General features: G+C 57.2%; 22 protein-coding genes and 1 pseudogene. 14 read left to right on the forward strand and 9 right to left on the reverse strand.

Going from position 1 to position 25,430, the window contains the following annotated elements:
- Window positions 1-1,080, forward strand: a complete 1,080-nt coding sequence (locus tag BB347_RS07610) for a DUF7284 family protein (protein WP_236995990.1) — start codon at window positions 1-3, stop codon at window positions 1,078-1,080.
- Entirely contained in the window at window positions 1,077-4,100 is a 3,024-nt protein-coding gene (locus BB347_RS07615; RefSeq protein ID WP_076582438.1) for a DUF7286 family protein, read from the forward strand. Before BB347_RS07610 ends, BB347_RS07615 begins: the two co-directional genes overlap by 4 nt.
- 37 nt (window positions 4,101-4,137) lie before the next feature.
- Here the strand turns inward: BB347_RS07615 and BB347_RS07620 are convergent, their stop codons facing one another.
- The 3 genes from BB347_RS07620 to BB347_RS07630 form a co-directional block, all read right to left on the reverse strand.
- Window positions 4,138-5,328 carry a PQQ-like beta-propeller repeat protein gene (locus tag BB347_RS07620; protein WP_083687765.1) on the reverse strand — a complete coding sequence of 397 codons (1,191 nt, stop codon included), beginning with the start codon at window positions 5,326-5,328 and terminating at the stop codon, window positions 4,138-4,140.
- Between the two features lie 105 nt (window positions 5,329-5,433).
- Window positions 5,434-6,621 (reverse strand): outer membrane protein assembly factor BamB family protein, encoded by a 1,188-nt coding sequence (locus BB347_RS07625; protein WP_083687766.1) that lies wholly within the window; start codon window positions 6,619-6,621, stop codon window positions 5,434-5,436.
- Between the two features lie 220 nt (window positions 6,622-6,841).
- The gene (locus BB347_RS07630) at window positions 6,842-7,768 is read right to left on the reverse strand and encodes a thiamine-phosphate synthase family protein (RefSeq protein WP_076582443.1); all 927 of its coding nucleotides are present in this window, start codon (window positions 7,766-7,768) and stop codon (window positions 6,842-6,844) included.
- 121 nt (window positions 7,769-7,889) lie between these two features.
- On the opposite strand from BB347_RS07630, the pseudogene mvk reads away from it, so the two are divergent.
- The 4 genes and pseudogenes from mvk to idsA3 form a co-directional block, all read left to right on the forward strand.
- Window positions 7,890-8,879, forward strand: a pseudogene (gene mvk / locus BB347_RS07635) (mevalonate kinase); the annotation flags it as partial.
- Entirely contained in the window at window positions 8,876-9,628 is a 753-nt protein-coding gene (locus tag BB347_RS07640; RefSeq protein ID WP_076582446.1) for an isopentenyl phosphate kinase, read from the forward strand. The pseudogene mvk and the gene BB347_RS07640, both read left to right, overlap by 4 nt.
- Window positions 9,629-9,928: 300 nt before the next feature.
- Window positions 9,929-11,281 (forward strand): ribonuclease J, encoded by a 1,353-nt coding sequence (locus BB347_RS07645; RefSeq protein WP_076582448.1) that lies wholly within the window; start codon window positions 9,929-9,931, stop codon window positions 11,279-11,281.
- A gap of 1 nt (window position 11,282) precedes the next feature.
- On the forward strand, window positions 11,283-12,332 hold the full coding sequence (gene idsA3 / locus BB347_RS07650) for a geranylfarnesyl diphosphate synthase (protein WP_076582449.1): 1,050 nt from the start codon (window positions 11,283-11,285) through the stop codon (window positions 12,330-12,332).
- Window positions 12,333-12,453: 121 nt separating this feature from the next.
- Here idsA3 and BB347_RS07655 read toward each other — a convergent pair whose 3' ends face one another.
- Complete coding sequence (locus BB347_RS07655; RefSeq protein WP_076582451.1) at window positions 12,454-13,671, reverse strand: mechanosensitive ion channel family protein; 1,218 nt, start codon at window positions 13,669-13,671, stop codon at window positions 12,454-12,456.
- Between the two features lie 178 nt (window positions 13,672-13,849).
- On the opposite strand from BB347_RS07655, the gene BB347_RS07660 reads away from it, so the two are divergent.
- Entirely contained in the window at window positions 13,850-15,568 is a 1,719-nt protein-coding gene (locus tag BB347_RS07660) for a glutamate--tRNA ligase (RefSeq protein WP_076582452.1), read from the forward strand.
- Between the two features lie 32 nt (window positions 15,569-15,600).
- On the opposite strand, the gene BB347_RS07665 is transcribed toward BB347_RS07660, so the two are convergent.
- The 3 genes from BB347_RS07665 to BB347_RS07670 form a co-directional block, all read right to left on the reverse strand.
- A complete protein-coding gene (locus BB347_RS07665) occupies window positions 15,601-15,915 on the reverse strand; it encodes an FmdB family zinc ribbon protein (RefSeq protein WP_076582454.1) in 315 nt (104 codons plus the stop codon).
- A gap of 123 nt (window positions 15,916-16,038) precedes the next feature.
- On the reverse strand, window positions 16,039-16,212 hold the full coding sequence (locus tag BB347_RS19280; protein WP_168170938.1) for a hypothetical protein: 174 nt from the start codon (window positions 16,210-16,212) through the stop codon (window positions 16,039-16,041).
- Window positions 16,213-16,284: 72 nt separating this feature from the next.
- Entirely contained in the window at window positions 16,285-16,770 is a 486-nt protein-coding gene (locus BB347_RS07670; protein WP_076582456.1) for a DUF456 domain-containing protein, read from the reverse strand.
- 170 nt (window positions 16,771-16,940) lie between these two features.
- Between BB347_RS07670 and BB347_RS07675 the strand changes: the two genes are divergently transcribed.
- The gene (locus BB347_RS07675) at window positions 16,941-17,681 is read left to right on the forward strand and encodes an SDR family NAD(P)-dependent oxidoreductase (protein WP_076582457.1); all 741 of its coding nucleotides are present in this window, start codon (window positions 16,941-16,943) and stop codon (window positions 17,679-17,681) included.
- A gap of 27 nt (window positions 17,682-17,708) precedes the next feature.
- Here BB347_RS07675 and tmcA read toward each other — a convergent pair whose 3' ends face one another.
- Window positions 17,709-20,075 (reverse strand): tRNA(Met) cytidine acetyltransferase TmcA, encoded by a 2,367-nt coding sequence (gene tmcA / locus BB347_RS07680; RefSeq protein WP_076582459.1) that lies wholly within the window; start codon window positions 20,073-20,075, stop codon window positions 17,709-17,711.
- Between the two features lie 278 nt (window positions 20,076-20,353).
- Here tmcA and rpl7ae point away from each other — a divergent pair, with 278 nt between their 5' ends.
- The 6 genes from rpl7ae (at window position 20,354) to sod (ending at window position 23,349) form a co-directional block, all read left to right on the forward strand.
- Window positions 20,354-20,716, forward strand: a complete 363-nt coding sequence (gene rpl7ae / locus BB347_RS07685; RefSeq protein ID WP_076582460.1) for a 50S ribosomal protein L7Ae — start codon at window positions 20,354-20,356, stop codon at window positions 20,714-20,716.
- An 11-nt stretch (window positions 20,717-20,727) separates the two neighbouring features.
- Window positions 20,728-20,952 (forward strand): 30S ribosomal protein S28e, encoded by a 225-nt coding sequence (locus tag BB347_RS07690; protein WP_006064297.1) that lies wholly within the window; start codon window positions 20,728-20,730, stop codon window positions 20,950-20,952.
- 3 nt (window positions 20,953-20,955) lie between these two features.
- The gene (locus BB347_RS07695; RefSeq protein WP_076582462.1) at window positions 20,956-21,393 is read left to right on the forward strand and encodes a 50S ribosomal protein L24e; all 438 of its coding nucleotides are present in this window, start codon (window positions 20,956-20,958) and stop codon (window positions 21,391-21,393) included.
- Window positions 21,390-21,854, forward strand: a complete 465-nt coding sequence (ndk, locus tag BB347_RS07700; RefSeq protein WP_076582464.1) for a nucleoside-diphosphate kinase — start codon at window positions 21,390-21,392, stop codon at window positions 21,852-21,854. Before BB347_RS07695 ends, ndk begins: the two co-directional genes overlap by 4 nt.
- A gap of 297 nt (window positions 21,855-22,151) precedes the next feature.
- Window positions 22,152-22,571 carry a DUF7344 domain-containing protein gene (locus BB347_RS07705; protein ID WP_076582465.1) on the forward strand — a complete coding sequence of 140 codons (420 nt, stop codon included), beginning with the start codon at window positions 22,152-22,154 and terminating at the stop codon, window positions 22,569-22,571.
- Window positions 22,572-22,746: 175 nt separating this feature from the next.
- Complete coding sequence (sod, locus tag BB347_RS07710) at window positions 22,747-23,349, forward strand: superoxide dismutase (RefSeq protein ID WP_076582467.1); 603 nt, start codon at window positions 22,747-22,749, stop codon at window positions 23,347-23,349.
- A gap of 74 nt (window positions 23,350-23,423) precedes the next feature.
- On the opposite strand, the gene BB347_RS07715 is transcribed toward sod, so the two are convergent.
- Entirely contained in the window at window positions 23,424-25,250 is a 1,827-nt protein-coding gene (locus tag BB347_RS07715) for a histidine kinase N-terminal 7TM domain-containing protein (RefSeq protein ID WP_076582468.1), read from the reverse strand.
- Window positions 25,251-25,430 lie beyond the last annotated feature (180 nt).

Here is a 25,430-nt window from a genome sequence, read left to right on the forward strand (position 1 = left end):
GTGACCGACTTTCCGTCTGAACGTGGCGTCAGTACGGTCATCGACGTTGCACTCGCACTCCTCCTCATCTCCGCGAGCGTGATGATCGTCGGCTACTATCTCGCAACGACAGCAGACGAATCCCCAGTAGATAGCCACGGACACGAAACGACAGGTGCAGGGCAAACTCACGGCGGCGAAAGTCTCTCTGCGGCGCAAATGACGGATGTGCTGAGTGAATCCACGATTTCCGTTACGTACAGTATCGAAGACATACGCGACGAAGACGAATTTTCTGAACCAGTGATTACGAACGACAATACTTACTCGCGAACCGATCACGGTTCACCCCTCGGGTTGCTCGCTGATGCAGCCGTGATGAATTACCAGATCGACGGGAAATCTGTTGTAGCCTACAGTGATGCATACGAGGAGGCCGTCGACTGGTCGATTCGTGAGAATCTCGTTGGAACGGAACAGGACTTCTACGTCGTCGCTGAGTGGGAGCCGTACGCTGATGCAACAATCAACGGCACAGCGACGGCTGGCACCCGACCGCCTGCAAATGCTGACGTGTCGAGTACCTCGACGACAGTTTCGAGTGGCGTCTCTCCAATCGACGACTCACACTTCCAAGACTATCAAATTGATGATAACGAATCGTCTGCCGTCGCAGCAACGGTCATCGGTAAAGAAATCGTCGATGGCTTCTTCCCCCCAGAATCGTCCCAGTACGCCCTCGAGGACCAGGGCATCAACCGCGAACAAACGGTCTATCAGTACCAGTCGATGGCCGAGGCAGTCGGTGAGTTCTCGTTTCGCAGCCCGGACACCCACCCACCATTGACGCGCACCGAAGCAAACGCACAGGCGGCCAATCGAAATCTCCTCGTCGGGCAGGAAGGCGGGTACGATGTTACCGACGCCGACGCCCTTGCGGCGTGGCTCGCGTCAGACCTCGAGGACGCGTTCGAATCCGAGTTCGAGGAAATCGACGACAACAACGACGAAACCGACCGCGACGAAAAGCAACTCGAGGCAATTCTCGATGAAACATCGACCGATACGGTCACGATTACGATTCAGACCTGGAACGAATGAGACGCACCCGCTCCCAGACGATTTCGATTGCATCAGACGACAGAGCACGGATTCCGTTCGCGATCATCGGCGTCTTACTCCTCGTGAGTTCGATCATGATTGTCGCGATACTCGAGACCAGAGACGAACCAGAAATCGACACCAGCACGGAGAGGGCAATCGACCGTGGCGAGGCGTATGCGACTAGCGAAATCCGTCACGCGACCGTACGCGCGAGTGACGACGTCGTTCAATCTCCACTCACGACCGTCGATTCGGATCTAGAGGAGGTGGTAGACGAAGAGAATGCGTTCGAAGAACAGACGAAACTCACCATTCTCGCCGAAGCCACCGCGTCCCTCGAGGGCAGACACCAAGACGTCGGGCAGGGACAGACAGTCTCGGTATCACTCCCCGAGGTCGACGACTGGGGAGACGGAACGGATCTCGAGAGCGCACTCGAGGTCGTCGACATTGACGAAGATGACGGCATCATGGATGTAACGATCGACGATGTCGAGATCACTGTTCGAGACGAGGATGGCACTGTAGTGGCGGAACATTCCCGCGATATTACCGCGTCGGTCGGGACCACCATGATGGAACTTCACGAACACGTCGAGGACTACGAGGAGCACCTCAACAAGGGGATGATCGAGAGCATTGACGATCGAGAAGGCTATGGTTACGATTTGGCGAAGCGAATGTGGCCACTCACCTGGGGGAAGGCCTACTACGATCGGTTATTGGGTGATCCAGCGGACCGAGCGTTCGAAAACGTTACGCCGAACGACCACACGGAAGTGATGGCCAACGATGCTCGGTTTACAGCCCAACAGGAGGTGTTTGGTACGCAAGATGACTACGCCAATCGCGTCATGGCAGGGCCGCAACTCTGTATGGCCTACGACCTCTCGGAAGACGCACTCGATTTAAACTACGATTTCGACGATATCGCGGCCCAACTGCATCCTGACGAGGACGTCGACACCGTCGATGCACTGTGTGAGGAAGGGATCGTATCACCGGATGGCGAACTTCCCGACATGCCGACCATCGAGGAGCTCGTCGTCGGCATGCTCGAGGGAGTTGACATGGAAGGGGAAATCCAGGGACACGTCTTTGCAGATATGGCTATGTACGAGATGGAGGCCGATCTTAGTGAGGGTGACCTCGAGAGCGAGATGCGAGAGCCGCTTAACGATACGTCTACGTTTACTGAAGAATATCTCGAGGACTACTATGGTAATAGTGAAAGGTCTGAAAACATTGATGAAGAGGACCATGACGACGAATCTATTGCCAATATTGGAAATATTCAAAACGATTTGGAAAGCATTCGGGAGACTAGTATTGAAGAAGTAGATAATACGGAAAATATTGTTGAAAGCATATATTCTATTGACACACGTATCGGGGAAGGGTATAATAGTCCAAGTAAAGATGGCCCCGCTTATCCTACAACACCTACACTTAATCCAGATGAGTATGACATCGACAACTTATCTGAGATGGACCCGACGTACACGTCTTCTGTTGAGGATGTGGTCGCCAATATCAACGAGGTTGGTTCGGATAATGGTGACTCGAGCTTAGAACGGTCACTAGTCGATGTCGATATCGACGTCGAAATGAGATACGGTACGACTGGCCGATGGAACGACACCAACACGAACTCTTCGCCAGATGTCACGAGGTCAGATTTCACGACAACGAACTACACGACATCTTTCGAACTAGATGGCGAGATTGCACCAGACATAGAAATCACCCCACACAGCGTCGAACACGTTCTCGATAGTGGTGGGTCACCAGATCCATACGTCGGTGGATCGCCGACAAATTGGGAGGGTGCATCTGAAGCCGTAACTGAGGAGTACTTCGGACAACGTATCGATAGTGATGCAGAGTTAGAAGAATGGGTTGAATCGAGATCGGATAACATCGAATCTGTCGACGATTTTGAGGATGCGATCAATTTCGAGAGAGGGTTCAACGAAGAAGTTCAACTGTCGCCCCGAAGCGCTGACGAACTTCAGACAGAAATTGTACACGACGATCTCATGGATGTTCACCTCGAGGTAGTCCAAGAAATTGAACCGGTCGAGGCAGACATTATGGAGATGCTCACTGCTGAAGAGAGCCCGATGCGCGAGATTGAGGAGAACATCGAAGAGGTAGAACGACAGTACGTAACCGAGACTGACGACTTCGAGAACGCACCAGCTGTTGCTACGATGGAGGCTCGTCAAGTGTACTTTAATAGCATGTACGATTACGTCGATGAATTGGCGACCCATCACGAACAGATTTCGACCGGCGGTGGGAATCTCATCGACGATTTGCTCGGTGGAATGCTTGACTCTGCAAACGACCTCATTGGTGGGCCGATGGATCTTCTCGATGAGATGCTCGGCTCAGGTGAAGAACTGCTTCAAGACGAAGGTGGCTCTGAAGTCGACACTCCGGACGTACTCAACGACGTTCACATCGATGTCGATGGTTCTCCGACGTATCACTCCTCACAGAGGACGGTGAATCAAACGGATGTACCAGCAGTACGGGGAGAGGGTGAAGGTCCACTCGATATTGACGAGAACACTGAATTTGCTCCGATGGGTGCTGCCTACGAGAATCAAGTCGGATTCCCTGGTTTTCCGTTGATTCCGTGGCCGCCTCTGTTCTACCTGCAAGTAGATGCCTGGGAGGTCGAACTCGAGGGAGAGTACACACGGTTTGAAGTCCAGGCAACGAGTGGTGATCCTTCCTCGACTGGCACAACGACGTATGTTCGCGAAGACAGGGACGTATCGTTAGAAACACCAAGTGGAAGCGAACTCGAGTTGGGTTCGAGTGACGCTATTAGCTACGAAAATAGTCAAACGATCATGGCTGTGGTACCTGCTCCACAGTTTATGCCACAAGGTGCGCCAGGTGTTGGTGATAATGAGTATAGTAATGCCCCCGGGGAAGCATGTTCGGAGTTTTGGAATGATGTAGGGCCAAATACGAACACTCACTCTGAAGGAGATTGCTTATAGAATATAGAAAAGTGACAAATAACTATCCGATGATAGTTCAGGTGTCTTCAAGGGAATACAGTTTTCCATTAGTTGATATACAATATATGGCATCATCGAACACCGCTGGCGGTGTTGAGAAGCCGTCTTCAGTTGGTTCCTCAATTTCGAATTCCCATTTGAGGGTTCCGGAATGCATATCGTGAGCACGGAGGCCAAAAATGTCTGAACTATATACTGTCTCATTTGCTACAACAACCTCGTTAGTTCCCGCAGGTGTCTCTACATCCCAATCAATTTCACCCGTGTGTGAATCAATTGCAGTTAACTTCTGACCATCATCAATATATATCAACTCCTCAGCAACAGTAGGACGTTCTTCAATACTGTCATATATTTCGACCGTCCATAATTCCTTACCAGAATCAATATCAAAAGCGTATATCATTTTTCCACCACCAGGTACATAGATGATATCGTCAAATACTGATGGGTTACCAATGTGTAGGACGTTTTCACTCTCGACACTCCATTTATGCTCACCACTTTCAATATCTAATGCAAATAACTCGATCCCCATAGCATGATAGAGTACACCATCATTGTATGCAGGAATATCAGTAGTTCCAGTAAGATCACGCGAATCTCGAGGGTATTCACGGACACTAATATACTCTCCAGTGTCTATATCAATCTTCCAAACGTTGTGATCAGAGATGACAAAAATACCGTCTTCCGTCACAATAGGCTCGTTGTTTAGATTGAGACTTCGCTGAAGGTCAATTTCATCTGATTCCCATCGCACCCCATCTTCTCTGTCGTAACCGTATATACGGTGGCTTCCACGCGGACCATAGACACGGTCCTCGAAAACCATCAGTGGGCCATGACCTTCTGCTTCCCAGATGAGTTCCTCTGTTTCACGATTTAATGCTAATACGACACCATCGCGACTCGTCACATAGATGTGGTCGCCAGCAGTTACGACTGGATACGAACTTCCACCACCAATATCATAAACTTCTCTCAGCTCGATATTATCGCCTTCTGGTCCAGATACATTCGGTTGATACCCAGTGTTTTGCACATCGATCCCGTACATTGGCCAATTTGGGTCTTGATTACTATTCTTTCCATTACTATTATCATTGTTGTCTTCCTCGACACATCCTGCAACTGCAGTTCCACCTACGACAACTGCACAAGTATTGATCCACTCGCGGCGTGTCTGGTTAGGTGTATACACCATTATTATACAGTATGATTAAATAAACAAATAATATATATTAACATAAAACCACTACGAACCAGATCGAGCCTACACTCGATATGTTGGATTTTCCAGGCAATCATATCATGAACCCCCAATAGAATACAATTTTTCATCGTCAGACGGGACGTATATTTGTCCATCCGAAATAGTTGGGGGAGCATTGAAGCCTACATCACTCTCGTCGGGAATACGATATTCCCAATTGAGGTCGCCTGTAGACGCGTCATGAGTCCAGATACCAAATCGAGTTGCTGTATAACACGTTTCACCCACAATTACCATATCTTGTGGTTTTCCGATGATTGATTCAGCATCTTCCCACACTATTTCACCGGAATCAGCATCAACAGCAACTGCACGTCCTGATTCTGCGAGGTAAACAATGTCATTTGCGAACGCGGGACTGGTTTCAGCACGTGTGTCTGTGTCAATTGACCAAACTTCGTTTCCGGACTCTATCTCAATAGCATGCAAATTTTGATCACGACTCGTTGTGTAAATTAGCCCGTTCCCAATTGTCGGATTACTATCTGCCATACTTCCCCCACCCTCAGGTTCGAAAGTCCACAGAATTTCGGGGGTTTTTACGTTTATTGCATGCATTTCGGACGATCGAGACATATAGATGACACCATCTTGAAATGCTGGCCACTCACTATAACCACCAATATATGGTGGTAATTCAATAACTTTCGTGTATTCTCCTGTTTCATAGTCAACCTTCCAAAGTACTTCCGAACTAAAAACGAAGATTGCCTCTTCAGTTGGTAATGGATAACCAAGTCCATCAATGGAATCAATTGTTTGTGATTCCCAGTGGTCGCCATTCTTTATATTATATCCGTGAATTCGTTCATCTGTAGTTGGGCCGTAAACAGTGCCATCATGAATAATAGGCCTGCCAAAATTCTCTCTTTCCCACAATATATTTCCAGTGTCGATATCTATCGTAAACATTTTCCCGCCGGTACTATGGCCACAAATATATCCTTCAGAAATAGTAATTGGATGGGTACTAATCCCATCCAATTCAATAACACTGCTTTTGGTTAATTCATCTCCCTCTACCTCTGTTGCATTCGACTGATAGTTTGTGTTCTGCAGATCAACGCCATACATCGGCCAATCTGCACCTGTCACATTTTCCTCTTCAGGGCTCGAGTCATCATCACTGTCACTTCCGAAACACCCTGCAAGGACGGTCGCACTTCCAAGACTTGCACAGGCACCGAGCCACTGTCGGCGCGATTGATTCCAACGCTCTTTCATCAGTCAATAATATATAATCTCTAACTAAATAACTTCTGAATTTCCATCTTATTTACTAAAATGAGGGGGTGTAGATGGAGTTATTCGCTATCATCGATTCGAAGCGCCAGGCGATTCCAACCAATTGCGCTGGGAGTGAATAGCAGCGAAATGCGTGATCAGAACGCTGCGTTGAGGCTACAGCCTCGTCAGTTTTCGCAACTTACGTCAGCGACGAAAATTAGCTCTCCGACGATTCAGTAACGAGTGTCCGAACCCGTTCAGTTGCTGCCCCAGCGTCGACTCCGAACACGTACGTCGTTGGCTCGATGCCAAACGCACCACGGTGATACGCGACTGGTGGGACACCACCTCGTTCGTCGAAGCGTGACCGAAGGTGATCGCCGCGGTTTTCGTACTCCGCGTCGAACTCGAGTGGATCTAATCCCAGCACTCGAGCGGTTTCGAGCAACGCGTCATCGGTCGCGATGTTGGTCGCCCCGCGGATCGTCTGGTCAGTATCGTTCGCTGCGAGAATGGCGGTGGCGACGTGTTTCGAGGCACCGAATTCGGGATTTGCGGGAATCTCGATTCGTCTTCCCATCGCGTATATTCGGCCGGGAATTGCGGCGATGTCGGTCTCGTCGTGTGGGTCCGGAAGTGCCATTCCGACGTTGGTTCCAACGTTTGGGACGTAAGATACCATTTCAGGGATGGCTGCAAGCGTCCGCGCAGCGGTTCGAACGGAGGCGAGCACGTCGCGCTCGGCGCGGACGTCGGAATCGAGTCCGCGCACGCAGAGGTCACATCCGAGCCCTTGGAGCCCTGGCATTTCCTCTTCGTGGAGTTCACAGATTGGCCCGCGATCGACGAGACTGTGAACGAGGGCTAGTAGCTCGGACAGCGCGTCGTAGCCGTCCATCTCTTCACTCGAGAGTCCATCGGCGATCCGATCGACGGTAGCAACCGTTTCAGGGTGCTCTCGAAAGCGATCGTCGCCGCCGCCGTCACCGCTAATGTACTTACTGACGGCAGCTTGTGTCACTCCGAGATTCGTTGCAATCTCCTGTTGGGTCAGACCGCGCTCAGCCAGTCTGGTCGCGAGCATGGCTCGAACCGTCGGGAGAAACCGATCGACGACGAGTTCGCTGGGTAAGACGAGAGACATACGACCGCGTAGCGTGGACACTGGCTTAAATCCGACTACCGATATTCGAACACGTCGTCGGTGGGGGTGCCAGATTCGCGCTCGAGAGGATAGGTATTAACCATCGTCGTACGAACGCTCGAACATGGCAGTTTCGAGCGCTCCCGGGAAGGTGTATCTGTTCGGGGAGCACGCGGTGGTTTACGGCGAACCCGCAGTTCCGTGCGCGATCGAGGTACGGGCGCAGGTGGGCGTCGAACAACGGTCGGATAGCAAACTTCGGATACACGCCGAGGACCTCAGTTTGGATGGCTTTACCGTCGAATACGGTGGTACAGCAGGCTCGCCACCGGATGTCGACGTCTCTGAGTCCCTTCTCACGGCGGCGATGGGGTACGTCGACGTCGCGATCGAGCACGTAAGAGACGTGACGGGTGAAGAAGACGTTGGGTTCGACGTTACTATCGAGAGCGATATTCCACTCGGTGCAGGCCTCGGATCGTCAGCCGCTGTCGTGGTTGCGGCCATCGATGCCGGGACTCGAGAACTCGGAACGACGCTCGAGATCGACGAACTGGCCGAACGAGCGTATCAAACCGAATCGGCGGTTCAAAGCGGCGAGGCCTCACGAGCCGATACCTTCTGTTCGGCCACGGGTGGAGCCGTTCGAGTCGAAGGAGACGATTGTCGAACGCTCGATGCCCCGGATCTACCGATCGTCGTCGGATTCGACGGCGGGGCGGGTGACACGGGGCAACTCGTTGCTGGCGTCCGTTCGCTTCGTGAGGAGTACTCCTTCGCCTCGGATACGGTCGAAGCGATCGGCGACATCGTTCGAAAGGGTGAACGGGCACTCGAGAGGGGAGATATCGAAGAACTCGGCCGGTTGATGAACTTCAATCACGGGCTTCTCGGGGCACTCGGTGTCTCCTCTCGGTCGCTCGATTCGATGGTCTGGGCTGCTCGAAACGCGGGAGCACACGGCGCGAAACTGACCGGTGCTGGCGGTGGCGGGTGTATCGTCGCGCTCGATCCGAGCGACGAAACGGAGACTGCACTGTCGTACACGCCCGGCTGTCGGGACGCCTTCCGTGCGGAACTTGCCGAAACTGGGGTGAGGAGGCTCGAATGATCGTGTTGAAACTCGGGGGGAGTGTCATCACTCACAAGGACCGGGCTGAAACCCTCGATGGAGCGTCCCTCGAGCAAGCGGCTGATTCGATTGCACGTGCCCTCGAAAACGAGGGGGGTGCACTCGAGGGCGGACTCGTCCTCGTCCACGGTGGCGGCAGTTTCGGCCACCACAACGCCAGCGAACACGGTGTGAGCACGACGACGGGAACGCACGACGCGGGCGCTGTCCTCGAGATTCACGGAGCGATGAAGACGCTGAATCAGTTCGTGTTGACGCGGCTGCTCGAACGCGACGTGCAGGCAGTTCCGGTACATCCGTTTTCGACAGCGTGCCGGGATGGGGACGGGGCCCTCGAACTTCCGACCAGCCAGGTGAAGTCGATGCTCGCGGAGGGGTTCGTTCCGGTCCTTCACGGCGACGTGATCGCACAGACGGGCCGCGGGGCAACCGTCGTCAGTGGCGACGAACTGGTCGTCGAACTGGCTCGAGCCCTCGAGGCCGATCGAATCGGCCTTTGCTCGACGGTTCCGGGCGTGCTAGACGAGGAGGATGCCGTAATCGAGCGGATTTCGAACTACGAAGCCGTCGAGTCCGTACTGGGTGCTAGTGAGACGACCGACGTCACTGGTGGAATGGCTGGGAAAGTCAACGGGTTACTCGAACTCGAGGGAGCGTCGTCGATCTTCGGACTCGACGGATTGGCGTCATTTCTCGAAGGGAAGAATCCAGGGACGACGATCGAGTAGGTATTCGAGTTCTCTGTGGAGAAACGGTGCTCATTCCTCTATTGTCTGATCTGTAAGAGTGAACGAGTGTGGAGACAGCTAACCCACTGTGTTTTTAACACCCCGGGATGTATACTTCACTAGCGAAACCCGCGGGCAAGTGCGCACGGAGTGTACAAACGTTGTACACGTGGAGGCGGTTTACCTCCTCGTGCGCATAGCGGGAGGCCGACGCGCTGAAAGACGCCGGGGCCGAATAACCGGGAGTCCGCGGACCGTTTCGATGAGAGTCAATCCACACGGCTTTCAGTACAACGAACCATGGAAATAGAAATTGCAACAATCGGCGGCTACGAAGAAGTTGGACGGCAGATGACTGCCGTCCGCGCCGGTGACGACGTCGTCATCTTCGATATGGGCCTGAACCTCTCGCAGGTTCTCATCCACGACAACGTCGAAACCGAACGGATGCACAGTCTCGATCTGATCGATATGGGTGCGATCCCCGACGATCGGATCATGAGCGACCTCGAGGGCGACGTTCAGGCGATCGTCCCGACGCACGGTCACCTCGACCACATCGGTGCGATCTCGAAACTCGCACACCGTTACGACGCACCCATCGTCGCGACGCCGTTTACGATCGAACTCGTCAAACAGCAGATCGAAGGCGAGCAGAAATTCGGCGTCGAGAACGACCTGATCAAGATGGACGCCGGCGAGACGATGTCGATCGGCGACTCCGGCAAGGTCGACCTCGAGTTCGTCAACGTCACGCACTCGATCATCGACGCGATCAACCCAGTGTTGCACACGCCGGAAGGCGCTGTCGTCTACGGACTGGACAAGCGTATGGACCACACGCCGGTGCTCGGCGATCCGATCGACATGGAGCGATTCCGCGAGATCGGTCGCGAAGGCAACGGCGTCCTCTGTTACATCGAGGACTGTACGAACGCGAACAAGAAGGGCCGCACGCCCTCCGAAAACGTCGCTCGCGAACACCTCCGTGACGTTCTCTACAGTATGGAGGACTACGACGGCGGCATCGTCGCGACGACGTTCTCGAGTCACATCGCACGCGTGAAGTCCTTAGTTGAGTTCGCAAACGACATCGGCCGTCAGCCAGTCTTGCTGGGCCGTTCGATGGAGAAGTACTCGGGAACCGCAGAACGACTCGACTTCGTCGACTTCCCGTCGGATCTTGGGATGTTCGGTCACCGGAAATCCGTCGACCGCACCTTCAAACGCATCATGAACGAAGGCAAGGAGGACTTCCTACCGATCGTGACCGGTCACCAGGGAGAGCCTCGAGCGATGCTTACGCGGATGGCCCGCGGCGAGACACCGTATCAACTGGACGACGGCGACAAGGTCGTCTTCTCCGCACGTGTCATTCCGGAGCCGACGAACGAGGGCCAGCGCTACCAGGCCGAGAAACTCCTGGGTATGCAGGGCGCTCGCGTCTACGACGACATCCACGTCTCCGGGCACATGAACCAGGAGGGCCACTACACGATGCTCAATGCGCTGCAGCCACAGCACATCATCCCGGCTCACCAGGATCTCAAGGGCCTCTCGGGGTACGTCAACCTCTGTGAGAGCGAGGGGTACAAGATGGGCCGAGACATCCACGTCTCGAGAAATGGCAACCTCATTCAGCTCGTCGATTGATATGACAACCCCAGAGGCACGAGAAGAGGCGGTGCTCGAAGCGGTCCGGAAGCGCCGCGAGCAGGTCAACGACGCGATCCCGGAAGAATTGCCAGTCCAACGGCCCGAACGGCTCTACGAAGCCTCACGATACCTGCTCGATGCGGGTGGTAAGCGACTACGCCCGACCGTGTTGCTTACGACGGCAGAGTCGCTCGTCGACGTCGAACCACTGTCGAGTGACTACCGTACATTCCCGTCGCTCGATGGAGGCACGATCGACATCATGAACGCCGCGGTCAGCGTCGAAGTCATCCAATCGTTTACGCTGATACACGACGATATTATGGACGACGACGACCTCCGACGCGGCGTTCCTGCCGTACACAAGGAGTACGACCTCGAGGCGGCTATCCTCGCAGGTGATACGCTCTACTCGAAGGCGTTCGAGATCATGCTCGAGACGGGTGCCGACCCCGACCGAATGGTCGAAGCGCTCGGCATCCTCGCGACGACGTGTACGAAAATCTGTGAGGGCCAATCGTTGGACGTCACGTTCGAAGAGCGAGCCAACGTCTCTCCCGAAGAGTACCTGGAGATGGTCGAGCAAAAGACGGCCGTGTTGTACGCCGCGTCGGCGTGTCTTCCGGCCGTCTTGCTGGGAAGCGACGACGAGACGATCGAGGCCCTCTATGGCTACGGACTCGATATCGGTCGCGCGTTCCAGATCCAAGACGACGTGCTCGACTTGACGGTTCCGAGTGACAAACTCGGCAAGCAACGAGGGAGCGACCTCGTCGAAAACAAACAGACGCTGATTACCGTCCACGCTCGAGAACAGGGCGTCGTGATCGACGATCTGGTCGACTCAGACACCGTCGAAGCCGTTACCGAAGCCGAAATCGACGCTGCCCTCGCCGAACTCGAGAAAGCAGGCTCGATCACCTACGCGAAGGAGACGGCGGAAGACCTCGTCGAACAGGGGAAATCCCGACTCGAGGTGTTGCCTGACAACGAGGCTCGACAGCTCCTGTGTGAGCTGGCGGATTATCTGATCGAACGCGGCTACTGATTCGCCAGCCCGCTGATGTGCTGATGCGCTGATTCACCAATTCACCGATTCGCTGGCTCGCTACCGTGGTGCCTCGCAAACGGGCCACCACACACCACAAGCACTCCGTTTCTGTTGCATGCTACCTATTCGTGACCTCCCGGTCTTGCGCTGGTTCTACCGCGTCTCCCTTCGTCTCAGGTTCCGTACTCGTACGCGGCTCTCCTCTGTCGGACTCGAGTCTCCCGTCTCCCTCCATCGACGCCGCCGACGCCACCCGAAAGCCGCGGTCGTTCCGCGACTGATGTGTCCGTTGTGGGTACGGAATCGTAATCGCTTCTTGCTCGAAGGCGTTCTTGATCGCGTCGATAACGACCGTCTGGGCCTGCCAGACGCGCCGGCGCTTCGGGTCCTCGATCCAGAACTGTAACTCGAGTACCACTGCGGAGTCGCCGAAGCGTTTGGAGACGACCTGGGGTTCTTTGAGTGGGCTGATGATGTCGATGCCGTCGACGGCGTTGCGGATGACGGTTCGGGCGCGGTTGAGGTTGGTGTCGTAGTCGACGCCGAGTTCGACGTCGACGCGGAGGCGATTGCTTCGCGAGTAGTTGATGAGTTCGTTCGAGGTGAGCTCGTCGTTCGGAACGAGGACGTGTTCGTCGTTGAACGTCCGGATCTTCGTGTGCGAGATGGTAATGTCCTGAACGATGCCGGCAGTCTTGCGATCGTTCTGGTTTGCGACCTCGATCCAGTCGCCGGCCCGGAAGGGACGTGTAAAGAGGAGGAGGAAGCCGGCGACGAACGCAGCGACGGTTTTCTGGGCGGCCAGGCCGAAGACGGCGCTGACAACGCCAGCGCTGAGGATGAGATTCGTCAGTTCGATCCCCCAGATCGACATGATAACCAGGCCTGCGATGACGAAGATACCGGCGTCGGCCGTGTGGTAGGCGACCTCTTTCTGGTGGTTCGTGATGAGGTCTTCTCGGTAGAGACGGTCGAACGAGCGGTTGACCATTCGAACGAGCAGATAGCCGGTGGTGAGGATTGCGACCGATACTGCGCCACGGATGCCGGTGAAGCGGTCGACGAAGATGACGTCGAGAACCTCGCCGAAGACGAACGAAAGTGCCCAGATATCGGCGAGCACGTAGGCCGCGACGACGATACTGCCAGCGAAGACGGCCATCTCGACAGCCTCGGCGAAGTTCCGCGTATAGCGGTCGCCGAGAAGACGTCGCAGACCTCGAGTCAGTGCAAATAACGCGACGAGTGCGAAGATAACGGCGATACTGGTCAGCAGTTGCAACGGCGGGGAGCCGTAAAGCACCTCCTGCACCCAGTTACTGTAGAACGCAGTCACAGGTCAGTTTTTCGTCACTCTGCCGTTCTAAGACCACTACTTGCGATAGACGGCCCGCTACCGTTTGCGAACGAATCACTCGGAGCGTGTCATCCTTCTCATCTGACCACGACTACTCCGCCACAACACCGACCCGACACCGCGGAGGTTTTGGTCCGTGCATGAATACCCCCCAGTAATGAACGACGATCTCCGCGAGCGTGTCGAGCGCGAAGCCGAGAAACACGCGCTGTTGAACGCTGTCAAACACGAGAGCGACGCCAACGTCGGTGCGATTATGGGGCCGTTGATGGGTGAGAACCCGGACTTCCGCGAGCACGGGGACGAAATTCCGGGCGTCATCGGTGGCGTCATCGGCCGGGTCAACGATCTCTCATACGACGAAAAGCGCGACCGACTCGAGGAACTCGCCCCCGAGGAACTGGCAGAGATCGAAGCCGAGGACGAAGAAGACGAACACGACCTGCCAGACCTTCCGCGGGCCGACGAGTACGACGAGATCCGAATGCGGTGTGCGCCGAACCCGAACGGCCCGTGGCACGTCGGCCACGCTCGCATGCCGGCCGTGATCGGAACGTATCGGGATCGCTACGACGGCTGGTTCTGCGTCCGCTTCGACGACACCGATCCCGAGACGAAACGACCGGATCTCACGGCGTACGACTCGATTCTCGAGGATCTCGAGTACCTCGGCTTCGAGCCTGACGACGTGTTCCGGGCGAGTGATCGACTCGAGACCTACTACGACCACGCCCGCGAATTGATCGAACTCGGCGGGGCCTACACGTGTTCGTGCTCGGGCGAGGAGTTCTCGGAACTGAAAAATTCGGGCGAAGCCTGTCCTCACCGTGACAAGGACGTCGAAACCGTCCTCGAGGAGTTCGAGGACATGATCGTCGGCGAGTACGAAAGCGGCGAGATGGTTCTGCGCGTGAAGACGGACATCGAGCACAAGAATCCGGCACTCCGCGACTGGGTCGCTTTCCGGATGATCGACACGCCACATCCGCGCGAGGAGGCGAGCCAGTATCGCTGCTGGCCGATGCTCGACTTCCAGTCGGGTGTGGACGATCACCTGATCGGCATCACGCACATCATTCGCGGAATCGATCTTCAAGACTCCGCGAAGCGCCAGCGATTCGTCTACGACTACTTCGATTGGGAGTATCCGGAGGTCGTCCACTGGGGACACGTCCAGATCGACGCCTACGACGTGAAGATGAGTACCTCGACGATTTCGGAACTCATCGACGCCGGCGAACTCGAGGGCTGGGACGATCCGCGCGTGCCGACGCTCAAGAGCCTCCGTCGACGCGGGATTCGTGGCGAAGCGATCGTCGAGTCCATGGTTGGGCTCGGAACCTCGACCAGCGACGTCGACCTCGCGATGAGCACGATTTACGCGAACAACCGCGAGTTGATCGACGAGGAGACGGACCGGCGCTTTTTCGTCCGCGAGGGTAACCAGATCCCGTTGGGCGGAAGTCCACCTGACGAAGCGAACCCACTGCGTCACCCGAATCACGAGGACCGAGGCGTGCGCGAGATCCCCGTCGGCGATTCAGTGTTGCTCGAACCGGACGACCTCCCACAGCGCGAGGAACGAATTTGGCTCAAGGGACTGGGTTGTTTCCAGTACACTCGAGACACGCTCCAGTACACCGGCGACGACATCGACGTCGTTCGAGAGGGAGACGTCGACGTGATTCACTGGGTACCAGCGACAGAGAGCGTCTCGTTTCGAATGCGAACCCCCGACGGCGACGTCCGCGGGCACGCCGAACCCGGCGTCGGCGACCTCTCATCGGACGAACTCGTCCAGTTCGTCCGGGTCGGCTTCGCGAGAATAGATCGACAGGACGAGGATGAGACGGTCGCGTACTTCACGCACGAGTAACTCGCGCTAGGTTTGGATCAGGGGCTGAGAACTTACTCTTCGCCGCTGGTGTCGGTGTCGTCGGGGCCACTCTCACCAGTGGAATCGGAGGCCGTCTCGCCAGGTTCTCGGTCGGTTTCTCCCTCGCTGTTTGGCGTTTCGCTCGTGGAATCGTCCGACTCGTCTGCCGTGGGTTCGTCAGCGACCGACTCGACTTCGGTACTGCCACACTCGGGACACGACGATTGTTCGTTGTAGATTTCGGACCCACAGTTTCGACACCGGTACTCGGCACTGTCGTCACGGGCGGCGACCGCTTCCTGTTTGAATCGCTCGACCTTCTCACCCAGCCGTTCGAACATGCTCATAGCGATGTAATGGAGCCACAGCGGGATAAATTCCACCGCTGACAAAATGCGCGAACCCGTTTGCGTTTCTCCTGACCGCGAAAATGGGTGTTGTCGGTTAACTGCCCGTCTCTTCGGGTGCGTTCAGCGATCGCTCTCGAGGAGGTCGTCACCGCGTTCGACAATCGGGTCGGCGACGACGCCGTCTTGCCGGCCCAACACTCGAGCGTGGGGGGCACAGACCAGTCGATTGTCGCGCCAGGGAATGTGGAGTTCGACGGCGACTGGTCGGTCGCAGTCGTCTTCTGCACAGGTCATACTCGCGCCCACGACGGCCAGTGACTCATCGGTTTCGGCGACGGACGGCGTGGGGAGGATTCCCCCGCGCGTTCAGAGGGCGAAGACGGAAACGACGAACACGAAGAGCATCGTCGCGGTCAACATCGCCTGAATCGCGCTCGAGGCGAGCGTCCCGACGGTCGCAAAGAGTGCAGAACGGGCGCTGTGGTTGGCGTCGCCTCGTCGGAGGTACTCGACGACGAAGACCGTTCCAAAGAGCCCGATAAGCAAGCCGACGGGGCCGACAACGAGTAACGAGACGACAGCGACGACCCCCGCGATTGTCGTCGTTGTCCACGACGCACCGCCGACTCGAGCGGCGAGGGCCCCGGCGAAGAACTCGGCGAAGATCGTCACCGCTCCGAGTACCGTGAGGATGACGATCGTGATCGTTCCGGGTTCGCCAAAGCCACTCGTCCACCAGTAGAGATAGACACCGGAGAGCGAGAGCAATCCGCCGGGAACGAGCGGCACGAGCGTTCCGACGACGCCACCCACGAGCAAAGCAACTGCGACCATGGTGACCGCGTCGACCATATTCGGGCCACGACGGGGTGGGGTAAAGGCGTAGCGTCTTCACACCGACGTCGTACGTGTGCTCACTCGAGTACGTCCGAACCTTGTACGTCCGGCCGTCATTTTGATTGTGAGTCGTCCGTCATCACTGTTACCCATATCATTAGGTGTGTCCCTTCGAACGTTACCACATGACGGAAACTCGCGGTGCGATCGTCGTCGGCGCGTCGTCGGGTATCGGCGAGGCACTCGCCAGAACGCTCGCCGAGGAGGGATACGAGGTCGGATTGACCGCCCGCCGAACCGAGCGACTTCGACAGATCGGGACGGAACTCCCGACGAAGTCGTACGTCGCGACGATGGATGTCACGAACCCCGAAGACGCTCGAGCGGGCTTTTTCGAGCTCGCCGACGCCATGCTGTCGGTCGATCTGGTCGTCGTTAGTGCGGGCGTCGGGGACGCGAACCACGATCTCGAGTGGGAGACGGAACGGCGGACGATCGACGTCAACGTGCGCGGGTTCGCAGCCATTGCAACGGCCGCCGTATCGTACTTCGAGGAGACGTCGACTTCGACGGGCGGACGCGACGGTCACCTCGTCGGCATCTCGTCCGTCGCAGCCCGCTTCGGAACCGGCGGAACGCAGGCGTACAACGCCTCGAAAGCGTTCGTCTCGACCTATCTCGAGGGACTTCGGAGTCGCCAACGAGCCCGCGAGAGCGACGTGAGGATCACCACCGTCGAGCCGGGGTTCGTCGACACCGACCTCGCCTACGGGACGTTCTGGGACTGCAGCCCAGAGACGGCGGCGACACAGATCGCCAGAGCGATTCGGAAGGGACGAACGCACGTCTACGTGACCCGGCGCTGGCGTTTGATCGCGTGGTTCTTCGAACTGGTTCCCTCGAGGATCATCCGACGACTGCTTTGAATTGCGATCCATCGACGCTGGGCGCGTTCACGGGTCACGGAATCGCTCTCGCACCTCACGAGCAACGTCGGTTCCGTAGTGGTCGACGAGTGGGCGAATTGCGTCACCGAGGGCTCGTTTGCACTGCCCCGTCGAGTGGTACTCGAGACGAGACGCAACGGTTTCCCAGTCTCGGGCCTGGAGCCCTTTCTCGACGAGCAGTCGCTCTTCGCGCTCCGTCAACTCGATGTTCGGCGGGTTTTCGACGAAATAGTGCACGATCAGGTCGCGAAACGGACCGGGATCGACGTCGAAGAGACCCGGTCCGTACGCAGCAGCGGCGAGGAGTCGCCACTCGTGGGCGGAGAGTCCGAGTGAGGTGAGCGCACAATTATCGACTGATCGTAACGCTTCTCGAACGGTATCGGGCTCGAGGGTTGCGAGCGAATCGGTACACAACGCCTGCACCCGACTCGCGAACCACTCTGCGTGCCGATCGTGGAGGGTGCGCCCGCTGTCGCTCGTCGGTGCGAGCATGAGTGCGGAGTGCTCGCCGCTGGCCTCGTTGCGCGTCGTCGAGAGGTGTACCGTCCGATAGCCGTTTTCCCGCCAGAAGGAGAGCAAGTCGGGCGTCGCGCCGAAGCCGGTTCCGAGCCAATCGAGCGAGTCGGCGAATTCGTCGTGGATGCACTCGAGGACGTGCGAGCCGAGGCCGTTAGATCTGACCGCGTGGTGAGTCGCGATGCGAACGACGCGGAGCCCCGACGGCGACGCGGCGGCTTCGTCTCGCAATTGGCTCGTAAGCACGTCTGGAAGCATGTTCCCGCGAACGCGACCGCCCTCGTACATCGTCCTCCGCGTTTCTGCAGAGAGGTTCCCTTCGCGAGCGAGCAACGCGACACTGGCGACGTGTCTCGATCCGGCGGCGTCCGGCTCGGTAAGGAGGGCACGAGCCTCGAGGTTCGGTGCATCGAGCAGCCTCGCGAGGTCGTCGGGTGTGGTCCGGTAGTGTGCGAGGACGAGGAGTCCGAACGCCTCTCTGAGCAGTCGTTCGTTCCCGTCAGTGTCGTCTACGGTGTTCGAGACGAGTTCCGACGGTTCGATGCGACGATACTCGACGGTTTCCGGCCGGGCGTCGTCGACCAGTGACTCGACGGGTGGTCGAGCGTCGAGCAACAACGCGTTGAACGCCCAGACCTCGATCGGATCGCCCCCGGCGTAGCGAATCGGCTCGAGGAGCGTTCGTTCGACCACCTCGTGTTCGGCGTCCGCGAGGCGGTCTCGGAACCGAACCGAGAAACCACGTCCCGCGCCCTCGTAGCCGTGAATCGTCGTCGCGAACGCGACTCGGTCGGCTTCGAGAAACGACTCGAGCCTCGAGACGGGGAGCGCGGCCGCCTCGTCGACGATGACGGCGTCCCAGGGCTCGAGTCGAGCGGTAGCCTCGGTCGGTTCGAGGTACTGCACTCGCCCCCCGGTACTCGTCTCGAGGTGACGGGGCGTTTCGTCGGTAACCGTCACCTCCGGAAGCGCCTCGTACAGCGCGGTCGCACGCTCGAAGAGTTCGCTCACGTTTCGACTGCGCGGGGCCGTAACGAGGACTGAGTGTCCCGCGGCGGCCATCGCCCCCGCTGCAAGTCCCGCGGCGCTCGACTTGCCTCGTCCTCTGTCAGCCTCGAGAACGACGGCGCTCGGACGGTGTGACTCCGGCGTCGATTCGGGCGGCTGCATTTCCTCGACACTCGACGCTGATCGTGGGTCTATCGACTCGAGTGTGGCGACGGCGTCGGACTGATCTGCCGTGAGACACGCCTCGTAGACGGCAGTCGGAAATATTCCGTCAGGTGGCTGTGCTCGGTCCGGTCGTCTGCTATCGATCAACTTCGGCGAGGGCTCGGTCAATCCGCTGTCGACGATTCGCTCTGCCTCGAGGTCGACGATGCCGATTCCCCGATGCGCGCGGAGGGTGTCGATCAGCCGGCGTTTAAAGTTGCTCGTCACGTCCGACAGCGAGTACGGTGGAACGGCGAGGGACTGGGCGAACTCTCCCCGATGAGTGGGCCACTCATCGAGCGATGGTGTAAGGAAGATGAGTAACCCCCCGCCGTCGACCGCACCGACGAGCTTACCGAGTGCGTTCGGACGAAGTCCCGCGTGTGCGTCGAGAGCGATCGCGTCTCGAGTCGTTCCGAGGAGTTCGCTCGCGTTCGACTGCGGGAGCTGTTCACAGCGGAGTCGGTCGTCGGGACCGACGAGCGTCGTGGCCGTGATCGGAATCGGAAGGCTCTCGAGCACGGACGCGAGCGTCTCGTATCCGCGCTCACGCTCGCCTGCAAGTACCAGCAGCCGTCGCTCGTTCGTCTGCTGTGCTTCCTCGAACAGCGAGTTGGCGAGGTCGACGGCAACCGCGTCCATGTAACCGACTGTGGCTCTCGAGAGTAATAGCCATCGGAGCAACCTGACACGACCGGTGAGATCTCCTGACGAAATCCTGTGTGGAGTAATCGCACGGCCCTATTCGTTTGAACACGCTTTTAAGGGGGGCAACGCTACAGACGTAGTACACCCTACGCGGGGTTGATGATGCTCCTAGCCCCACAGGACTTTCGCCGGAAATCGGTTCCGGAACGGGGTGTCCAGCGCCCCGGACGGCAGGGGAGCGAGAGCCCACGTGTAGGAGAGGTGAACAACCAATGTCAGTTTACGTAACAACCGATATCCCAGCCGACCTCGCCGAGGACTCTCTCGAGGCCCTCGAGGTCGCACGAGACACCGGACGAGTAAAGAAAGGAACGAACGAAACCACGAAAGCGATCGAGCGCGGCAACGCCGACCTCGTCTACGTCGCAGAAGACGTCTCCCCCGAAGAGATCGTCATGCACCTGCCAGAACTCGCAGACGAGAAGGGCATTCCTGTCGTCTTCATCGAGACCCAAGACGACGTCGGTCACGCCGCCGGCCTCGAGGTTGGCTCGGCTGCAGCCGCCATCGTCGACTCCGGAGAGGCTTCGGACGACGTCGAAGACATCGCTGACAAGGTCGAGGACCTCGACTGAGGTGATCAGAGATGAGTGCTGAAGAGGAAGAAAGCGGCTCTACGCCCGCCGAGGTCATCGAGATCGTCGGCAAGACCGGCATGCACGGCGAAGCCATGCAGGTCAAATGCCGAATCAAGGAGGGCGAGAATCAGGGACGAATCATTACCCGAAACTGCCTCGGGCCGGTCCGCGAAGGGGACGTACTCCAGCTTCGCGAGACCGCTCGAGAGGCCGACTCCATCGGAGGACAATAACCAATGGTCGAGAAACGAACGTGTGATTACACGGGCGAAGACATCGAGCCCGGCACGGGCATCATGTACGTCCGCAACGACGGCACCGTGCTCCACTTCGTCGACTCGAAGGCAGAGAAAAACTACAAGCTCGGACGCGAACCGCGCGACCTCGAGTGGACCGAAGAAGGTCGTGCCGGCAAGGGCCCAGCCCAGGCCGACACGCCAGCCGACGAGGACGAATCACAGGACGACGTCGTCGAGGCGAGCGAAGACGAGGACCTCGAGACCGAATCCGATCTCGAAGACGAAAATGAAGACGTCCCCGCCGGTGACGAATCGGTCGACGAGACCGAAGCCGACGGTGACGCTGACGTCGAAACTGACGCCGACGAATCCGACGAAGCGGAAGAAGCGGCGGACGCAGACGACGCTAGCGACGAGGACGAGGACGACCAATGAGCGACCACGAACGCACCTTCGTGATGATCAAGCCCGACGCGTTCGCACGCGGGCTCGTTGGCGACGTCGTCTCGCGACTCGAGGACCGTGGTCTCAAACTCGCCGGCATCAAGGTTATCAACATGCCCGAAGAGCGAGCGAAAGAACACTACAGCGAACACGAGGACAAGCCGTTCTTCGACGACCTGATCGAGTTCATTACGGCCGGTCCCGTCGTCCCGATGGTCTGGGAAGGTCAGGACGCGACCCGCCAGGTTCGCCAGATGATCGGTGCGACCGATCCGCTCGAGGCACAACCGGGAACCATCCGCGGTGATTACGCACTCGACCTCGGTCGAAACGTCGTTCACGCCGCCGACCACGAAGACGAGGGCGCGAACGAACGCGAGATCGCGATTCACTTCGACGACAACGAACTGATCGACTACGAGCAACACGACGCCGAGTGGCTCTACGAGTAACGACGCCCTCACGATCCAACCGTTCTCTTCGAACTGTTATTTTTACGAACAGGTTACGCGGATTTTCCTCAGTACTACCACCGACGGGTTTTCCTCGAGTGGCAAAACGTGATATACAGTCGACTGGTCGAACGCTGACCGGTGACACACGAACGACGGTAAAACGCACCAGCGTCGGACCTCCGTATTACATATTTCGCACATGTGTTTTTCTAGATAAACGCAACATCTAATGTGGCGGCAGTGGTAGCAGTTGGTGGTGGTTTCGAATGGTAACACAGGGTAGGTGGTTCGTGAATGCGTGAAACCGAACAAGGCCCAGCCGAACTCACAGCCGAAGTGACGCCGTCACTGAGTGTCCTCTTCGACATCCTTTCGAGCAGTTGTCGCCGGTACGCCCTCTATTACCTGTACGATCAGGCTGATGGCGTTGCAACTGTCGACGAACTGACCGACGCAATCGCCACGTTTCAAAACACGGTTACAGCCCAGTCTTCGGGGGAAAATACGGTCGAATCGGCCAACTCGAGTGATTTTGAGTCCGAACGAGAGGAACAACGCCAGCGAATCCGGATGGAACTTCAACACACGCATCTACCGAAACTCGCCGATATCGGTGTCCTCGAGTACGATCAGCGAAGCGACACCGTTCGCTATTGGACGCAACCGTCACTCGAAGAGTGGCTCGAACACGCCAAACACAAAGAACAGCTCTGAGAGAGACTCTCATCAGCACTGGTGGGTGTTGTAAGTTTTAACCCGAACCCCGTGGTGTGAGTACCGTCGGTAGCGAATCGCACAACGAAATCGGGGCGAAACATGAGACATGATACCGTCCCTCTCCTCAAAACTTAACAAGCGAGATGTTGATACAATACACAGGTGAATTCCAATGACTGACCACGAACTTCCACCACTCCCATACGATTACGACGCGCTCGAGCCATCGATTTCCGAACAGGTCGTGACCTGGCATCACGACACCCACCACCAGGGCTACGTCAACGGTCTCAACTCCGCCGAGGAGACGCTCGCGGACAACCGCGAATCGGGAGACTTCGACTCGACGCCCGGTGCACTGGGCAACGTCACCCACAACGGCTGTGGACACTACCTCCACACCCTGTTCTGGGAGAACATGTCGCCAAACGGTGGCGGCGAACCCGAGGGTGACCTCGCCGACCGAATCGAAGAAGACTTTGGCTCCTACGAAGGCTGGAAAGGTGAGTTCGAGGCCGCTGCCGGCGCTGCCGGTGGCTGGGCACTGCTCGTTTACGACCCGGTTGCCAAACAACTTCGTAACGTCGCGGTCGACAAACACGACCAGGGCGCACTGTGGGGCTCCCACCCAATCCTCGCACTGGACGTCTGGGAACACTCCTACTACTACGACTACGGTCCAGACCGCGGCGAGTTCATCGACGGCTTCTTCGAGGTCGTCAACTGGGACTCGGCCGCAGACGAGTATCAGAAGTGCCTCGACCACTTCGAGTAAGCGACGAGTACGTCAATCCTGATTCTTTTTTGCGCCGTGATTGGATAGCCAATAGCGACTGGCAACGAACGTGGTTACTTGCGCGACTCGCCACTCGAGGTGAATTCAGATGGCGACTCTCGACTCCCGCTCACATCACGGTCGATCCCTCGGAGTTCGAATCTCGCCCCACCCGTCGAACTCGTCGCTACCGTGATCGACCACCCGTGGGCCTGTGCGAGCTGCTCGACGATGCGCAAGCCGAGTCCAGTGTTCGTCTCCGCCGTGGTGACTCCCTCCTCGAAGATCCGTTCGCGAATACTCGAGGGGATACCTCGACCGTCGTCTTCGACCGTAAGGACGGGTTCCCCAGTGCCCGCATCCTCGAGAGCGACGGTAACCGTAAGTTCGGTCGACGTATCCGGTGATTCACTGGACGGCTCATCCGCGTAGTGGTGAGTAACACCGTTTTCCGGCGTGTGTGAGTCTCCGTCCTCGATCCCGTGTTCGACTGCGTTGCGAAACAGATTCTCGAACAACCGCTGGAACCGTGTCGGATCGGCAACGATCTTCTCACGCGAGTGGACCTCGAGTGTCGCGTTGTCGGTTTCGACGCTGTTCCACGCACGTCTCGCGAGAGCAGCGACGTCGACGGGTTGTGGTTCAGTTACGGTTGCCCCGCCTCGAGCGAGCGTCAACACGTCGTCGACGATCGCTTCCATTCGCTCGTGCGATCGTTCGACTCGGTCGAGATACTCCGCAGTATCCGCTTCGTCTTCGGTATCTCGTGCGATATCGAGGTACCCCGAGGCAACAGAAAGGGGGTTTCGAAGGTCGTGAGAGACGAGGTCGGCAAATCGGTCGAGCCGTTCGTTTTGTCGCTCGAGTTCGGATTCACGGCGTTTTCGTGTCGTAATATCGTATACGAGAATCAACCAGCCGACGTGGCGGTCGCGTCCGTCCGTAATGGGTGTTGCTTGAATTTCGAAGTGACGATCCTCGAGGGAGAACTCCGTCGTCGACTCGACGGGCGTCTCCGTCAGCTCCTCGAGCATGTCGACGATTGCAGGATTAGTTTTGAAGAGCGTGTGTACGTTGTGGCCGATAGCCGAGGAGGCGGAATCGACGGCGAGCATCTCACAGCCTGCGGGATTGACGTCGATGAGGTGATTATCGTGGTCGATCACGAAGACGCCTTCTGAAACCGTATCCACGACCCGATTTCGGGCGATCGGTGCGACGTCGATGAACTGGTATCGGACGATTGCAACCGTGTATAACACCCCCGTGAGAATGTACCCGATCGGCGTCGTATCGTAGGAGACCAGACCGAATATGTACACCATGTTTGCGAGCCACGGAATCGTCGTCGCGCCGAACAGTGCGAGTGCTTGCCCACGATACAAGCCTCGTGTCGAATAGAGGAATTCGAGAATCAACACGGTGACGCAGGCCAACAGCAGATACGAGTAGAGCGTGTGAAGAACGAATGCAACGCCGGGTTCGAAGTAGATGTCGGTAGGCGCGGCCGGATTGTACTCGAAAGTTGCAAAAAAGACGTTTCCGGGGTTCGTAACTGCGAGCGCGACGACCACGACCGGATGAATCGACAGGAGGCCGACCGTTTTGGGCGTCACGAGGTGCTCTCGACCGGTGTACTCGAGACTGAAGAGGAAGATGAATAGCACACTGGTACAGACACCGACGAACAGCAACCGAATCATGAGCGACGAGAGCAGATGCGAATCGGAAGCGGTTGCGACGAACACCGGACCCGACAAAAACGCGGTGGCGAACAGACTGCCAGCCAGCGGGACGACGCCTGGCTTGTCTCGATACTGGAGGAGATAGACCCCGAGTACAAGACCAACGAGTGTCGCAGCGGCGTAAATCACCAGCATCGCGTTATGGCCGAAAACCATCACGTTACGTGAATAGCGAACCGTATAAAATCTTGTGGCAGTTTTCACGACCCCTGAAATACGTCTCTTCGACCAATACCCGGACGAGACAGTTCGTTGGGTACGAAAGAGAACTCCGGGTCTGTTTACTGCTGGTGTTGTAGTATGACGAGAGACGAACGAACGATTTAGGCGTTGGCC

Origin of the sequence: Natronorubrum daqingense (assembly GCF_001971705.1) — an archaeon.
GTDB classification, from domain to species: Archaea; Halobacteriota; Halobacteria; order Halobacteriales; family Natrialbaceae; genus Natronorubrum; species Natronorubrum daqingense.